This is a genomic window from Kribbella turkmenica (assembly GCF_004348725.1).
GTDB lineage: Bacteria > Actinomycetota > Actinomycetes > Propionibacteriales > Kribbellaceae > Kribbella > Kribbella turkmenica.
Map to the genome: position 1 here is coordinate 1 of NZ_SMKR01000008.1, position 14476 is coordinate 14476.

General features: G+C 66.3%; 18 protein-coding genes. 7 read left to right on the plus strand and 11 right to left on the minus strand.

The annotated features are described in order from the left end of the window. Window positions 1–441: 441 nt before the first annotated feature. Window positions 442–885 carry an ester cyclase gene (locus tag E1218_RS03065; RefSeq protein ID WP_132315988.1) on the minus strand — a complete coding sequence of 148 codons (444 nt, stop codon included), beginning with the start codon at window positions 883–885 and terminating at the stop codon, window positions 442–444. A 35-nt stretch (window positions 886–920) separates the two neighbouring features. Between E1218_RS03065 and E1218_RS03070 the strand changes: the two genes are divergently transcribed. Continuing rightward, window positions 921–2165, plus strand: a complete 1245-nt coding sequence (locus tag E1218_RS03070; RefSeq protein WP_132315990.1) for a helix-turn-helix transcriptional regulator — start codon at window positions 921–923, stop codon at window positions 2163–2165. Window positions 2166–2242: 77 nt separating this feature from the next. On the opposite strand, the gene E1218_RS03075 is transcribed toward E1218_RS03070, so the two are convergent. Further along, window positions 2243–2953, minus strand: coding sequence for a hypothetical protein (locus E1218_RS03075; RefSeq protein ID WP_132315992.1), 711 nt, complete (start codon window positions 2951–2953; stop codon window positions 2243–2245). Between the two features lie 196 nt (window positions 2954–3149). On the opposite strand from E1218_RS03075, the gene E1218_RS03080 reads away from it, so the two are divergent. From E1218_RS03080 to E1218_RS03095, 4 genes are all read left to right on the plus strand, one after another. Then, on the plus strand, window positions 3150–3905 hold the full coding sequence (locus E1218_RS03080) for a class I SAM-dependent methyltransferase (RefSeq protein ID WP_132315994.1): 756 nt from the start codon (window positions 3150–3152) through the stop codon (window positions 3903–3905). Window positions 3906–4290: 385 nt separating this feature from the next. Next, the gene (locus E1218_RS03085; RefSeq protein ID WP_132315996.1) at window positions 4291–4710 is read left to right on the plus strand and encodes a hypothetical protein; all 420 of its coding nucleotides are present in this window, start codon (window positions 4291–4293) and stop codon (window positions 4708–4710) included. Between the two features lie 206 nt (window positions 4711–4916). Further along, window positions 4917–5291, plus strand: coding sequence for a hypothetical protein (locus E1218_RS03090; protein WP_132315998.1), 375 nt, complete (start codon window positions 4917–4919; stop codon window positions 5289–5291). Window positions 5292–5400: 109 nt separating this feature from the next. Next, a complete protein-coding gene (locus tag E1218_RS03095) occupies window positions 5401–5916 on the plus strand; it encodes a CbrC family protein (RefSeq protein WP_132316000.1) in 516 nt (171 codons plus the stop codon). A gap of 128 nt (window positions 5917–6044) precedes the next feature. Here E1218_RS03095 and E1218_RS03100 read toward each other — a convergent pair whose 3' ends face one another. Then, a complete protein-coding gene (locus tag E1218_RS03100; protein WP_132316002.1) occupies window positions 6045–6362 on the minus strand; it encodes an ankyrin repeat domain-containing protein in 318 nt (105 codons plus the stop codon). A gap of 132 nt (window positions 6363–6494) precedes the next feature. Continuing rightward, window positions 6495–6917 (minus strand): hypothetical protein, encoded by a 423-nt coding sequence (locus E1218_RS03105; protein WP_132316004.1) that lies wholly within the window; start codon window positions 6915–6917, stop codon window positions 6495–6497. A 199-nt stretch (window positions 6918–7116) separates the two neighbouring features. On the opposite strand from E1218_RS03105, the gene E1218_RS03110 reads away from it, so the two are divergent. Further along, window positions 7117–7518 (plus strand): macro domain-containing protein, encoded by a 402-nt coding sequence (locus E1218_RS03110; protein WP_132316006.1) that lies wholly within the window; start codon window positions 7117–7119, stop codon window positions 7516–7518. Between the two features lie 314 nt (window positions 7519–7832). Here E1218_RS03110 and E1218_RS03115 read toward each other — a convergent pair whose 3' ends face one another. Next, window positions 7833–8042, minus strand: a complete 210-nt coding sequence (locus E1218_RS03115; RefSeq protein WP_132316008.1) for a hypothetical protein — start codon at window positions 8040–8042, stop codon at window positions 7833–7835. 13 nt (window positions 8043–8055) lie between these two features. Between E1218_RS03115 and E1218_RS38065 the strand changes: the two genes are divergently transcribed. Continuing rightward, complete coding sequence (locus E1218_RS38065; protein WP_407657564.1) at window positions 8056–8478, plus strand: nucleic acid/nucleotide deaminase domain-containing protein; 423 nt, start codon at window positions 8056–8058, stop codon at window positions 8476–8478. On the opposite strand, the gene E1218_RS03120 is transcribed toward E1218_RS38065, so the two are convergent. The 6 genes from E1218_RS03120 to E1218_RS03145 form a co-directional block, all read right to left on the minus strand. Then, window positions 8441–8929: a mycothiol transferase gene (locus E1218_RS03120; protein WP_165949103.1), complete on the minus strand. Its 489-nt coding sequence runs from the start codon at window positions 8927–8929 to the stop codon at window positions 8441–8443. The genes E1218_RS38065 and E1218_RS03120 overlap by 38 nt on opposite strands. 618 nt (window positions 8930–9547) lie before the next feature. Then, on the minus strand, window positions 9548–10150 hold the full coding sequence (locus E1218_RS03125; RefSeq protein ID WP_132316012.1) for an AAA family ATPase: 603 nt from the start codon (window positions 10148–10150) through the stop codon (window positions 9548–9550). A 290-nt stretch (window positions 10151–10440) separates the two neighbouring features. Continuing rightward, the gene (locus tag E1218_RS03130) at window positions 10441–12135 is read right to left on the minus strand and encodes a S8 family serine peptidase (protein WP_132316014.1); all 1695 of its coding nucleotides are present in this window, start codon (window positions 12133–12135) and stop codon (window positions 10441–10443) included. 344 nt (window positions 12136–12479) lie between these two features. Next, a complete protein-coding gene (locus tag E1218_RS03135; protein ID WP_132316016.1) occupies window positions 12480–12827 on the minus strand; it encodes a DoxX family protein in 348 nt (115 codons plus the stop codon). A gap of 84 nt (window positions 12828–12911) precedes the next feature. Then, entirely contained in the window at window positions 12912–13766 is an 855-nt protein-coding gene (gene sigJ, locus E1218_RS03140; protein ID WP_132316018.1) for an RNA polymerase sigma factor SigJ, read from the minus strand. Continuing rightward, window positions 13763–14440: a TetR/AcrR family transcriptional regulator gene (locus tag E1218_RS03145; protein WP_132316020.1), complete on the minus strand. Its 678-nt coding sequence runs from the start codon at window positions 14438–14440 to the stop codon at window positions 13763–13765. Before E1218_RS03145 ends, sigJ begins: the two co-directional genes overlap by 4 nt. Between the last annotated feature and the right edge of the window lie 36 nt (window positions 14441–14476).

Sequence of the window (14476 nt, forward strand, 5' to 3'; positions counted from 1 at the left end):
CACCGTTCTTCACCGCGCTGGACAGCTGGGTGAACCTGAACCTGGTGGAGACGCGGACGTTTCCCGGCGGCGTGGTCCTGACCAGGTACGAGACAAGACCAGCGGCAAGATGCTTCGGCTCCGGGAGCCCTTGCGCGAGTCCGGTGGACGGGTGAGGTGGCGGCCGAAAGTCTCGCTGCCCCTGGACGCCGACGGCGGCTCGGCGCACACTCCCTGGCATCGTGTAAGGGGTCGACGCGGGCATCGACCTCAGGCTCCCGAGGCCTCGACGCCCGCGTCACGACACCCGACAGCGCCGCGCAGATGGCAGCTGCATGGTTCCGCGCTCGATTCGTTGCCACGGTCGTGCCCATATCGGCCAGCGGGCGCTCTTTGGCATGAGCGCGCGGAATGCGGCAAGTGCGTGCGGTTACCCCGCTGCCGTCGAGAGAGCTGGCATGGTCAGGGCACCATTCCGAGCCGGGCGGCGACCCCGGTCGCGTCGAAGTACGACCGCTCCTCGATGATCAGACCGTCGGGTGCGAGCCGCCAGAAGGTGCCCGACTCGAAGGAAATTGCTTGAGCCGTCGCGGGCAGCTCACCGCCCGGCATCTCCAGTGGCCCGGCATTGACCCCGCTCACTCCCAGCTCGACGGCGACCCGGTCGCCGACCGCGATGGCAGGGCGAAGCTGCCGCCACTGCATGTCGGGGAACGCACGCAGGACGCTCTTCTGCACGTTCTCGATGGCCCCCCGGCCCTTCGAGGGTTCCGGAAAGAACGGGTCGTAGATCACGCCGTCCTCGGCGAAGAGTGCGACCCACGCGTCCATGTCGCGGGCGTTGAAGGTGTCCACGTATCGGCGTGCCAGTTCCTCTCCCGTGGCTGCCAGGTGATCCTGCGTCATGATCGGCTCCGCTCGTTCGTTGTGGTTGGTTCCTGATGGCCAGCGAACTCCAGCGCCGAGCGGTCCGCCATGCCATGATTCTGGTATCGGGGAGAGGAGGCGGCGTGCCACAGGTCAGGATCACAGCCGCCGGACGCCACGCAGAACAGGCGGCGCTGGCACGCATCCGTCGGTTGTCGTGTGCCGGCCTCGATGTCGCCGCGTTCGTCAACCAGATGAACCCGATTGTGACCCAACGGGTCAGCAATGGAACGGCGACCATCGACAGCCCGTTCTGGTTCACGATCGACCCCGAGTCGCACCTCGTCACGAGCATCTACGGCGAGGGCTGTGACATCGATCCGGGCGACTACATGCGGTGGGAGCTTCTCACCGACGACTTCATCAAGACCGCGGACGTCGTGCACAGCCCGCGCGGCGTCCTGACGTTGCACGAAGCCACGGGTGGCCATCCCGAGCGCAGCCCGATCTACGTCGAAGTCATGATTCCCCATGGCATGGCGCAAGAGCTCCTTGTCGCGCTGCGATCCGCCAACGGTGAGAACTGGGGTACGACGCGCCTGAATCGTGCACCGGGTGACCCGATGTTCTCGGAGCACGAAATCAGCTTCATGGCGGCCGCCGCGCCCTTGATCGCCGAGGGGGTCCGTCGGGGGCTGCTCGTCGGGGAGGCCACCGAACCGGAGCGACTGGACGCACCCGGACTGGTCGTCCTGACGGTCGGCGGCGAAGTGGAGTCAATGAGCCCTGGTGCGGAGGAATGGTTCTCGTTCCTGCCTGACGACGACGGCTGCCAGGACGGTGTGCCAACGAGTGTTCTCGCGGCCGCGGCCGCGGCGCTGCGAGAGGCCGAGGGCAGCGGCGCCGGGGGCGTCTCGGCGGTTCGGGTACCGATGACGAACGGACGCTGGGCCGACGTCCAGGGTGCGGTCACAGGCGCAAACAAGGACTCGAAAGTCACGGTGATCATCCAGCAGGCTCACCCCAACCGCATCGCTCCACTGCTGATGTCGATCTACGGCCTGACCGTGAGGGAACAGGAGGTGACCCAGCTAATCCTGCGGGGAGGATCCACCACCGATCTCGCTCACGCACTGTCGCTGTCCCCGCACACTGTGCAGCAGCACCTCAAGAGCATCTTCGAGAAGACCGCCGTCAACAGCCGCGGCGAACTGATCGCCAAGATCTACTTCGACTGCTACGACCTGCGCACCCACGACAACCGTGACCGGATACAGGCCGAGCAGCCCATCCGCGGTGGCCCGAAGGTTTCCGCCTGAAGCACCGCGCGCGACCATCGGCACGAACGCGCGGAACGCGGCAGATCCGTGCGAACCGGGCGGGCCGCTCGGGTCAGTCAGCCGAGCGCCGCCGACGTACGCCCTGTGGAGTGGCAAACGGGGCACTGGAAGATGCCGAAAAGGTCCAGCAGCTGTTTGGCAACCTGCGGTCGCCGGTGGGTGGTTGCAAGGTCGTAGGCACGTGCCTCGCTACCTGTGAGCTGGCCTGGGTCGCATGGCGCAACCGTCGTCTGTCCCACGGAACCGTCGCCGAACTGCTTGACGTGCGCGGCCGAGGTTTCGAAGCCGATGACGAGTTGCTCGTCGCAGCCGGGGCACGCGAATTCCAGCTCCTGATCCGCTAGGGCGTCTAGGCGCGTCGCCCATACAGAACCGCTTTCGGTTGCGAGGACGGCTTGTGCTCGGTAGATGAAGTCGGTGTCGTCGGCGGCAAGCGGCACCAGTCCCTCGGCCACTTCACGCAGCGTCCGGATCGTGTCGGCGTACCGGGTCCGAACGGCCGCTGGCTCCTCTGGGCCGTCGGTTGATGCCACGATGCAGGTGGCCAGAAAGAGGGGCTCGACGAAGCCGGACGGATCCTGGCGTGCCGCCAAGTCTGCCAGCCGGGGCAGCGCGGCGTAGCTGGCGCTGTAAACCGTGCCTTGGTGACAAAGCCGCGACCATAGTTCGTCCCAGATGGTGCGATCTTGCGTGTCGCCACGTCTAAGGAGCGCTTCGACGGGCCCGGCCGTGCCGTAGGCATCTCGAAGTGAGGTCCAACTCGTCATGCGGATCATCCTGACAGCGACTCGCCTCGCCCGACACCACACGCCGGCGAGGAGACGTCCTGAATTCGGCAGTTGACAGCGCGGATCGCGGCATGAGCGGACGGATACTCCACGGGAAAAGCGGTGGTGACTGATTTGCCCTACTGATGTACTGGCGTGCCACCGTGGGTCTGCCAAGTTGACGGAGGTGGTCGTTGTGACGGGCTATGACGCGCTTGCCGAGGTGTACGAGTGGCTTATCTCGGACGCGAAGTTGACTCCCGCCGAGTTCGCGGCGGCGTTCGATGACGTCATCGGTCTGCTTCCGCCAAACGCTCACGTTCTCGATAGCTCATGCGGTACCGGGCAACTGGCTGTAGGTCTCGCTGGTCTCGGCATGCAGGTTGTCGCGAGCGACGCCAGCGCAGTGATGATTCGTCGGACTGAAAAGCTGGCTGTGGAGCTAGCTGCATCTTTACGGACAGTTCGAGCCGGCTGGCACGAGTTGCCCGACCATTTCGACGACGCCAGCTTCGACATGGTGTTCTGCGTCGGCAACTCCTTGCACCATGCCGAGGGCGCGAGCGGCAGGTTGGCCGCACTGGAGTCGATGTCACGCCTACTGCGTCCTGGAGGACGCTTGGTTCTCACCTCCCGGACTTGGGAACTCGTGCGCGCTGGCGGCTCCCGGCTGGACATCCGTGACCAACTGGTCCGCCGAAATGGCCGCGATGCCCTCGTCATATATCGCTGGGAGATTGCGCCGCACTGGGAGCAGGAGCACCACATCGAGATTGCTGTCGCGCGAGTCGACGCGGATGGGTCGGTCCTTGTCCGCTCGGAACTGTTGTCGTGCTGGCCCTACCGATACGACGAACTCGGTTCTGAGTTGCACAGCGTCGGACTAAGGGTCGAGAAGAGCACGTTCGACCCGGAGGTCGAGGGTTACATGGTGATCGCGACCAAGGCGTAGGCACCGGCATGTAGTTACGCCAGGCCAGGCCGCGGTCACCGCCACCTTCGCGCACGCTCATCGGCTGAGCGGACGAGCGGACGAGCGGACGAGCGCCGTACCCTCGGTTTCCTAGACGAGGGTGTCAACCATCAGGTGGCACCGAACCGTCAAGCATCAACTGGCAGACGACATGACACGGTGCGAGGAGCAAGTGTCCTCCGACGGTTGATGCGTGACACTCGTCCGCCACGTGATGTGCGACAGTCGGAAGCCCGGATCGCGGCAGATCCGGAAGTTGCTGCCTTGGTCCGATGGGTTGAGGTTCGGTCTTGGATCTTGTAAATCATCGGCGTGCCTGTCATGCCAGGCTGGACAGTCCGGGAGCGTTGAGAACGGGAGCGACATGCTGGAAGATCTGCACGCGGAGATTGCCCGACAGGGCGGGTATGACGATGGATCTGGACCGGAGCCTGTTGTCAGTCTGGAGCTGTTCTTCGACGGGAACGAAGATCCTGCATCGATTGGTTGCAACCTGTCGGACCACCCTGGCCCTGCGCGGTTCTACGAGGTTCTGAGCGCGATGCGGGACCGCCCCGAGGTTCACAGCGTCTGGGTAGGTGTCTCCGAGGTGATGGACCCAGACGATTGGCCCTTCAGCGATCACGTGTACGTCGTCACCACGGCCTCGCCGACCGATGTCGGGTCGTGGGCAGTCGCGCTCAGTCCGAACGCGCCAGGGGACGATTGGTGGAACGGTGCACCTCCGCTACAGCAGGTCGAAGTCCCACCTGACTCCCGCCTCGTTACTCTCTGGTGGGATTGAGCCAAGGTATGAGGTGCTCGCTGACCTCGGCGTGATCGTGCGCGTCGCAGCAGATCCTGCAGAACGAACCACGATTCTCGCGGCCAGCTCGCCGAAACGATCGAAGGAGTCGACACTCGCCCCGGAGCACTGACATCGGCAGTTGAGCGCACTGTCGGCGGCAAATCCAGACGTGACGCGTGCACCGATTGGGCAGGATCGGCTAGGTGCTGATCAAGGTACTGACGGTTCATGACGACGAACCGGCGATCGTGGAATGTGAGACGCCGGTGGGCAATCTGACAGCGCGGTGGCGGGGTGAGGAGCTTCCAAGCGCTGACGAGACCCACGATGTGGAGGTGGAGACTGTCGGCCCCCTGGTCTGGGGCGAGAACCTTAAGGTCTCCGCCGGATTTGCGCGAACAGAGGATGAGACGTCATTGATCGGCCTGGTCGAGGACGTCGAGGGTGCTGTAGTCACGCTACGAGTGAGCGACTCCATCCTTCTTCTTGAGGCAGATGGGGAACCGCCCCTTGGCGTTCTCGGCAAGATGGCCTCGGTGCGACCGCGTGAGTTCGAACTTTGGCCAACAGGTATCTGAGCACGCCCTGACATCGGCATGAGCGCGCGCGGACAGCGGCATGAGAGGACGTGACGGATCGCCCCCGGGGTGGTTGTGCCAACGTCAGCCAATCCATGATGCTTCCGGCATGAGCGACGAACTACCGCGGTTTCCATACCACCCCGACCCTGTCGCCACGGGATCTGTTGTTGAATCTGCGGAGGTGTGCGAGCGATGCGGTAAGGCTCGTGGGTTCGTGTACGCCGGCCCGGTGTACGCCGTCGAGGAGGTCGAGTTCCTCTGTCCGTGGTGCATTGCGGATGGGAGCGCTGCCGATCAGTTCGATGCGGACTTCACGACGGCGGATGGCGCGCCGAGTGACGTACCGGCGGCGGTCCTGGAGGAGATCGTGCGTCGGACTCCGGGCTTCGCGGGGTGGCAGCAGGAACGCTGGATGTTCCACTGCGCCGACGGCGCGGAGTTCCTCGGTCGAGCTGGCTGGGAAGAGGTGTCAGCGTTGCCTGGCGCGGTGGAGTCGCTCCGCTTGGACGGAGGTTGGGACGACGCGGCGATGCGGAACCTTAGTGCTGACGGAGACCTGACGGGTTACCTCTTCCGTTGTCGCCATTGCGGGCTTGGGCTGGCGTACGCGGACTGCACGTAGTGCAGCCTGCTCCCCTGAGCTGGCTTGCCGTCGGCTTCGACGGTGGCTCCGGTGGGCAGCGCATCCAAGCGTCACCTCACATCGGCAGTTCCGAGCTTCACGATCAGCGGCAGATGAGGGCGTTGGATCTACGCTTCCCGCGCAGGGAAGGCTTCCATCAGAGAGACCGCAAGCCAGTGGCCACCGAGCAAAGCCATGTGGAGAGCAGAGCCCACCCCGCCGCCTACAGGCGATGCAAGTGGATCTGCGCCTCGGGCGAGGAGGTACGCCGTGACGTCGACGTGAAGCGGTTCGCCGGTCTGAGTGTGTCCATCGATTTCGACATCGACCGCGTGCTGGAGCAAGGTCAGACCGCCATCGATCTCTTCGACGTCGACACCGCCATCGAGCAGCTCCCGCAGCCTCGGCAGGTCCTCGTTCTCGACGGCAAGATGTGCAGGTGTCATAACCCTTCCTCAGGTTGGCGCCGAAGTGGTATCTGCCTAACACACTTGGACGACGTTCGCCGCGGTAGTCGCGGCCTTGTCGGACGCCTCTGTCCCGATCGCGGCAGATCCGTGCGTCGCACTGGCAAAGGCCTACCTGCGACGGAAGAACCATCGTCGGGGCGAGGACGCATGAGCCGGCGCTGAGACTACTGCTGGGATGCCTGCCGGTGAGTAGACCTCTTCCTGCTCCTGGTCGTACAGGACGATTCCGCGACGTCTGGCGACCTCGGTGCAGTACGGGATCGACTCGCTCAGCGAACGTAGGCCAAGCGAGAAGACAAACAGCGGCCCGGAGGCGTTGGCGATCAGCGGACCATCCGCCCACGGAGAGTCCTCGCTCCGGTCTTCTGTGATGTCGGGCCACCGAGCAAGCAACTCCTCGACGTAGCCACGGATCGCGTCTGTCGGTGGGTCGTCCTCGCTAACCGAGGACTCCAACTCCTCGAAAATCCGCGCAGCGTCGTCGGCGCTGGCCGGCACCGGCCCATCCCAAGCCACCAGAACCCATGACATGACCAAGCATGCTAGAGCATCCATCGTGAACCGGCCTCGACCCGGTATGAGCGCGCGGAACGCGGCAGAAGCGGGCGTTCTGAGCGTCGTAGCATCGGGCCATGAGCGATGATCGTGAGCGGCCCACGCTCCTCTTGGTCGACCTCGATAAGTCACTTGCCGACACTGGCGAACAGCCTTCGCTGAGTGGTCCGCGCGTGTGAAGGTCAGCACTGCACCCATCGACTCGGTCCTTGGTGAAGTCGACGCCGTCATCACCGCCGGCAACAGCTACGGCGAGATGAGCGGAGGGGTCGATCGCGCGGTCGCCGCAGCACTCCCCGGGGTCCAGCGCGCCGTCTGGGCACACATGGCAGAGCGCCACCTCGGCTACCAGCCGGTCGGAACCGCTGATGTGGTGCCGACGGGATACGACAAATGTCGTTGGCTCGTGTACGCGCCGACCATGCGCGTCCCAAGGCCGTTAACGCATGGTCGCGATATCGCCGTGCACGACGCGTTCTGGGCGGAGTTGGTGGCGATCAGCAGACACAACGCGAACAGTGAGGCCGACCGGATCTCCGCCGTGGCCTGCCCGGGCTTCGGCACTGGTTACGGTTAAGTTCGCCCGGAGCGTGCAGCGGAACTGATGGCGACCGCCTACCGCTTCTGGCTTGCCCCGGCCGGAGTCCGGATCGCAGCACGAGAAGCACTCCTGCAGAGCTGAGGACCTGCCAACACACAACCGCTGATCGGCTGACAGCACCGGATCGCGGCAGATCCGGTAAACGGCTGATTCACCCGACACTGTGGCACTTCCGTCAACGCGTGCCGCAGTACCGACGCTCCTACTCGCCGCCATCGCAACGACCCACACCCCTCGCGGCGTAACAGCAAATTGCCGTCCGCGGCGTGCTCGACAGGTGCCGCCCACAGTCAAACTCCCCGCGAACCATTGCTGATCTGGTCGCATGGCCCACGGGTGAGCTCGTCGATCACCGCGACCCCGGCAGAATCGACTTCGAGCCGTCCATCACCACCGCTTTCGGGAAGCTGGGCCTCGACCGCAGCGACGATGTCGGGGAACCGGTCGCTGATGTCGTTGCGGTTGCGGGTCCACAGCCGCGCCTTCGCACCGCGCACCACGGCGACGCGCTAGTTGACTGAACTCTTCAGCGGTGTTCACCCGCTGCTGCAGCGGTCCGAAGTCCATCCGCTCATCGGCGGCAGCAAGGGGCATGGGTACCACTCCGAGGACCAAATCCTCGGCCAGCTGATCGAGGACGGGATCGAATCCTGCCGGATCACGGATCTCAGAACGGTCCCCTTGCACGTTTGCGCCAGAAGGCTTGGCTCGGAAGCGCCGCAAGCCCGACTCAGTTGGTCGGTTCCCTATGGCGGTGCAGGCAGAATCGGTGGGCTGGCAACGCGGTCAGTCTCGACAGCGCGCTATGTCGAGAGACGGAGTCTGGCGATCGTCGCCCGCGGCGGGCCAAGTATCTGTCGATCGAGTCTGAATCGATGCCGTGGGGTCGAGGCGAGCGTCACTCGCCTCGGACGCCGTCGATGCGTTCACGGATGATGTCTGCGTGGCCGTTGTGGCGGGCGTATTCCTGGAGCACCTTGAGCACGTAAACCCGCACCGGGTACTTCCCGGACGGCCCGAGTGCCGACAGGTCGTCGTACCGGCCGAGGATGGCGTCGGCCTCGGCCCGCTCGTCGCCCCAGCGTGCCATTGAGTCGCCCACCATCGAGGCGTCGAGACGCTCGATGTCGGCATCCTCGTCATCATCTGTGTAGACGAAACCAGTGTTTCGTCCGCTCAGTTCGTTGACGAGGTAGTCCCGCTCGATCTCGGTGAGGTGCCGGACCAATCCGAGCAGCGTCAGGGACGACGGTGGAGCCGACGCCGTAACAAGCTGTGCCGCGGTCAGGCCCTCGCACTTGGCGGCCAGCGCATCCCGGTGGAACGCCAGCCAGCCGAGCACAGCTCCGGTCTCATCAAGCGCCTCAGGCTCCGGTGACCTCTCCATCGGCCCATTGTGTACGCCACCCGGGTACGAAGCCATCAGTCGAGCGAATCTGGCCAATCCGCCGACCACCCCGACTCCGAGGCCGCGCGCTTGCCCGCGCCGAGCCGTTCCATACAACGACGCATCCTGCCGAAATTCATGGTCGTCGCGCGATTTCTGCTGCGTACACGGTTCTGACGACGGCTGGCTGCCCCCTGAGATGGTGTAAGTCCGTGGCCTACTCGACGCGCTCAGGGGTGGTGATGTCGAAGAACGGATCCGGCAAGCGGCCGACTCTCGACCTCCACGTCCACCGCGTCGTCGGCGAAGGCGACGGCTTCCGAGTGATGCCCTGCTCTGGCAACCCTACGACGAACTGCCTGACGTCGTAAGCGCCAACATCTGGACTCCGAACACCAAGAAGGGACGAACAAAACTCGACGACGCCTACCGGTGGTCAGGTCGTGATCGAGACCCTCTTAGACGCGCGTTCTTCCTGCGTTGCGACCTCAGCCTTGCCCGGCGGGTTCCAGGCACGGACGACCTGGCGTACTTCCCGCTGCCGGCCTACACCATGAACGACTACGAGCGCCGCCTTCGAGGACTATCCCTTCCCGCGCGCGACCGGGAGCCGCTCCCTCATACTTGGCTGAGGGACACAGTGGGTGTTCGCGGCGTGCGTGAGCCGGCACCCCGGGGCGCTCTGAGGTAGGCGTTGACCTCGGGGAGGAGTTCGGTCAGTGGGCGGTGCATGTCGAGTTGGAGGTAATTGTCCGCGGGACGTTGGATACTGTCCCAGGCTTCGCGGTACAGCGCCTCCCCGTCCGTCGGCTGGTCGCCGAGGTCGGGCGGGGGGAGGTTCACGCTGCGGCGGTGGGTTCTGAGGCGTGGGCGGTGGGCGAGCCGCTCGTCGAGGAGTCCCAGGTCATGGATCCGGCACTCGATGTACCGGTAGCTCGCGTCGTACGCCCGGGCGATTTCCATGCCCTCGTTGAGGATCCTCGGCCAGAAGCACGGGCTGTCCATGACCACGGGACGGCCTTGGCCGAGGATTTGACGAGCCAGCGCGTACATGACCTCGTACGCCGCCTTGGCGCTGCCGGCGAGGTCGACACCCGCGTCGAGGACGGCGGACTTGATGACGTCGTAGTCGACGGCCACCGCACCGAAGTTGTCGACGACGTGGGCGGCGACGGTCGACTTTCCAGACCCTGGAACACCCGACATCTGCAGCAGGAACATCGATTCACCACCCTAACAGCGCGATAGCGGTCAACGGCCGGCGTCTAGTGCGAGGCCGGTGTGTGGAGCGACTTGCGACCGTACTTCTGCATCGTGATCCCGGAGATCACCTCGGCGACGAGGCGCGGGCGCACCAGCTGCGGCGCCGGTACCTCACCCTGATCCCGGAGGCGATGCCGGCCCGCGGAACAGCCGGACGGCGGCCCCGAACTTCCGGACCGCCGCCCAGGGCCGACGAGCTGACCGGCCGCTGCCGCGCCTGAGTCGCAGGCGCAGGCGGCCGGCTCAGGTCAGTGGCGGGTCACCGCCGCGTACGCGTCGACGATGCCGTGACCGTAGAAACCGTTGAAGTTCCGCGTGCCCTCGCAGAGCGCGTTGAACTCCTCCGACCGCCCTTCGTTGGTGTAGGTCTGCAGCGGCGGGTTCGGGCATGCCCGGGGCTGCGCGGTGTCCATCAGGATCCGGCCGACCTTGTCCGGGTTCATCCCGAAATCGCGACCCTTCTTCTTGCCGTACTCGCTCACGATGAGCGCGGCCACACCGGTCGCGTGCGGCGAGGCCATCGACGTACCTTGCAGCACGTAGTAGTACCCGCACTTGGTGAAGTCCGTGACGCCCGCCGGGCACGCCTTCTGCGCACCGGCCGCGAGCCCGGACGGGGTGATGTTGCCGGCCGCATCGACCAGACCGGCGGCCTGCAGGGCGTTCACCGGGTACGTCGACAGGATCAGGTTCTCGTTCGTCCGGAACTGCGGCGTACCGAAGTAGTCGCGGAACCAGCCACCCGGTGCGGACACCTCGATCTGCTCGAGGCCGTAGTTCGAGTAGTCGGCCTTCTTCGTCGACGGACCGAGCGCCGACACCCCGATCACGTGCGGGCCCTCGATCGGCAGGTCGAAGCAGGTCGCGTTGTCGATCTCCCGCGGGTACGCCGTGTTCGGCGGGAAGTCGGGGCTGCTGACGTCGGTCCGCGGCTTGCCGAGGTCCTCGTGGTTGTTGCCGAGCGAACCGACGAGCGTGACGCCCTTCTTGTGCGCGTAGTTCAGCGCCCGGGTCATCGCCCGGATGATGGTGCGCTGCTCGGCCTGCGCCTCCGGGCTGTCGGCCGGGTTGTTGATGCAGTTGTACAGCCACGGGTCGACGTAGAAGGACATGTTGACCACGTCGAGCCCGACGTCACCGGCGTACGTCAGGGCGTCCGTGACCGGGCCGAGGAACACGTAGCCGCTGTCCTGGCCGCCGCGAATCTGCACCAGCGTCACGTTCGGCGCGACACCGGAGACACCGAGGCCGTTGACCGCGGCACCGATCGTGCCGGCCACGTGGGTGCCGTGGCCGCTGTCGTCCCAGCCGACCGGGTCGACACAACCGCGGAACTCGCAGACACCGTCGATCTCCGGGATGTCCGGGGCGAAGTTGCGGGACAGCTTCCAGTCGAAGTTCGGCGCGATGTCCGGGTTGCGGGCGTCGATGCCGGAGTCGAGCACGCCGACCTTCACCGACTTCTTGCCCGGCTGGACCGTCCGTGCGAGGTCGGAGCGGACCATCCGCAGACCCCACAGCTGCGCGTCGAGCGGGTCCATGCCGACGGACTTCTTCGCGGCCCGGCCCTTGCCGGTGCCACCGTTCTCGTGCTCGACGGTCTTACGCTGCTTCAGTTGCGGTACGGCGCCGATCGGCCGGCTGCGCGCCGCACCCTCGACCGCGCTGGACGCCGACACGCGGGTGACGAAACCGGACGCGGCCGCGCGCACGGTCAGCGTGCCCAGGTGTGCGTTCTCCTTGACCACTTCACCGCCGGCGGCCTTGACCGCTGCGATGGCCTGGTTGCGGTCCGCGCCTACCTCGAGCAGAACGAGGTACTCGGTGTTTCCCCCAGTAACTGCCGTAGCCCCGGCACCGGCTGTGGCCGGCACCGCGAGCGTCGCGGCGATCAGGGCGAACGCCCCGGTCACCGCGAACAGACTTCTCCGAACGTCTCTCACGAGCGGATCCCCTCCTGGAGAGTGAGTGTGACGGGCTCACGGTAGGTCCGGGCGCGCCGACCGAGAAGGGGACGACGTTGTCAGGTTTCCCCGGAGGACTCGCGGTCGGTGTGTGCTTGGTCAGCACAACCGGTCTCCGGTGCGGGCTCTCGCGGGGGTGGAGGCGCGGCCTTGGGTCGGGCTCGAGGTGGCCGCGGGTGCGGGCAGTGGTGGCGATCGACTCGAGGCGCTGCTTCGACCCGAAAATGCGCGTACAGCCCGTCCTTGCTCACGCCGGCCTCGTCCGCGAGCCGACCGTTGGTGACGGCACGGTCGTGCGAACAAGGGGGAGGGTCACAGGTGCGTCAGTGATAGCTGAGGTTGGTGACCAGGGCGGCCACCGAGGCGGTGAAGAACAGCGTCCAGGCGGCCAGCTGGAAGTCGTGGGCCCTGAGGTGCGCGAACAGCGCGCCGACGAAGTAGAGGACCAGGCCGGCCGCGGCGAGGACGCCGAGCGGCGGAGCGACCAGTCCCGCGAGCAGGCCGGTGGCGCCGGCGCCGAGGAGGGCACCCAGCGGACGCATCCAGGAGTGCGGCACCTTGAGGCGGTCGGCCTCGGACTTGGGGTAGCTGTGGCCGACGAAGTTCGCGATGGCCGCCGCACCGGTGAGGGTCGCGGCGAGGAGCGTGGCTGTCAGGTACGCGGCGTACATCGGGCTCCGATCCGTGAGTGATTGTTGGCGCCTCACGGACGAGACAGCTCGAGGAAGCGTGACAGCCGGGTGGAGTGAGTCAGGTCACGGCAGTACGCCGTTGAGCTTCGCTGGGTTGCTGACGACATGGATCGTGGCGACCGCGCCGTCGACCAGATGAAGCGTGGCCGCGATGACCGGCATGGTGCCCGAGTAGATGACGACGCCGGGGGCTCCGTTGAGCAGACGCAGTACGACGTGTGAGCCGGCAGGGCGGCGTTGGGAGAGCAGGAGGATCGCCTGGGCGACGTACTGCGGGCCGCGGATGGGCCTGCGGGGAGCGCCGGTGAGGCCGCCGCCGTCGCTGATCAGGGTGACGTCCGGAGCGAGGATCTCCATCAACGCCTTCAGGTCTCCGCCCAGGCAGGCTTCGAGGAAGCGCTCGGTGGCTTGTCGCTGCGTCGCCGGATCCGTGTCGTACTTGCGCCGCCGGCCGGCGACCGCGGTCCGGGCTCGACGCGCCACCTGACGGACGTCGTCGTCGCGCCGGCCGAGGATGCTCGCGATCTCGGTGAGGTGGTAGCCGAAGGCCTCGTTGAGGACGAACACCGCGCGCTCGATGGGCGCCAACGCCTCCAGAACCAGGAGCATCGCGGTCGAGACGGAGTCCGCGCGGACGACGTCGTCGGCTGCGTCGGCGGTGGTGAGCATCGGCTCCGGCAGCCACGGTCCGACGTAGGACTCGCGTCGTACCGCGGCGCTGCGAAGGCGGTCGATCGCCAAGCGGGTGGCGACCTTGACGAGGTAGGCCTCCGGGTCCTCGACCGTGGCGGTGTCGACGCGGCTCCAGCGGACCCAGGTGTCCTGGACGACGTCCTCCGCGTCGGTGACGCTGCCGAGGATGCGATAGGCGACGCCGTACAGGAGGCCGCGGTGTTCGGTGAACTGGGCGAGGGTCACCGCGGCAGACCGTTGAGGTCGGCCATCAGGGCCATGTGGTGGTCGAAGTAGTCAGCGCGGTCCGCGATCAGGTCGTCGAGACGGCCGAACACCTCGAAGTTCAGCAACCCGTAAAGCTGCGTCCAGGCGACCAGGACGCGGTCCAGTCGTTCCTCCGCGAGATCGCCCGAACGCTGGTCGATCAGGCGACGCAGGTCGGCACGCACCGGTGCAGGCAGCGGATGTGGCCGGACCGGTTCGTTGCTGTCGACAACGATGTCGACGAGCAGGAGGATGACCTTGGCCGCCGGCTCGACCGTGTCCTGCGGGGCGGCATAGCCGGGAACGGGCGCGCCGTAGAGCAGGCCGTACTCGGCGGGATGCGCGAGCGCCCAGCTGCGTACGCCGCGGCAGACGGCCAGCCAGCGCCCGCGCAGGTCGTCCCGCGGGACGGCGGCTTCCGCCACGGTGGCCGCGTCGGCGAGGGCGTCGTACGCGTCGATGATCAGCGCGGTCAGCAAGGCGTCGCGGCTCGGGAAGTAGCGGTAGAGCGCCGAGGCGACGATGTCCAGGTCGCGGGCCACCGCGCGCAGAGAGAGGTTGGCGCCGTCCGTGGCGAGGTGCCGGCGGGCGACGTCCTTGATCTCCTGGCTCATCTCCGAGCGGACCCGGGCGCGCAGGGACGGTGCGGACATAGCGTCAGTGTACAGTGAACTCATCCGAGAACACTG

Coding starts and splice junctions, on each gene's coding strand:
- E1218_RS03065 (WP_132315988.1), bottom strand. CDS start 885: ATGACGCAGGATCACCTGGCAGCCACGGGAGAGGAACTGGCACGCCGA.
- E1218_RS03070 (WP_132315990.1), top strand. CDS start 921: ATGGCCAGCGAACTCCAGCGCCGAGCGGTCCGCCATGCCATGATTCTG.
- E1218_RS03075 (WP_132315992.1), bottom strand. CDS start 2,953: ATGACGAGTTGGACCTCACTTCGAGATGCCTACGGCACGGCCGGGCCC.
- E1218_RS03085 (WP_132315996.1), top strand. CDS start 4,291: ATGCTGGAAGATCTGCACGCGGAGATTGCCCGACAGGGCGGGTATGAC.
- E1218_RS03095 (WP_132316000.1), top strand. CDS start 5,401: ATGAGCGACGAACTACCGCGGTTTCCATACCACCCCGACCCTGTCGCC.
- E1218_RS03100 (WP_132316002.1), bottom strand. CDS start 6,362: ATGACACCTGCACATCTTGCCGTCGAGAACGAGGACCTGCCGAGGCTG.
- E1218_RS03105 (WP_132316004.1), bottom strand. CDS start 6,917: ATGTCATGGGTTCTGGTGGCTTGGGATGGGCCGGTGCCGGCCAGCGCC.
- E1218_RS03120 (WP_165949103.1), bottom strand. CDS start 8,929: ATGGAGAGGTCACCGGAGCCTGAGGCGCTTGATGAGACCGGAGCTGTG.
- E1218_RS03125 (WP_132316012.1), bottom strand. CDS start 10,150: ATGTTCCTGCTGCAGATGTCGGGTGTTCCAGGGTCTGGAAAGTCGACC.
- E1218_RS03135 (WP_132316016.1), bottom strand. CDS start 12,827: ATGTACGCCGCGTACCTGACAGCCACGCTCCTCGCCGCGACCCTCACC.
- E1218_RS03145 (WP_132316020.1), bottom strand. CDS start 14,440: ATGTCCGCACCGTCCCTGCGCGCCCGGGTCCGCTCGGAGATGAGCCAG.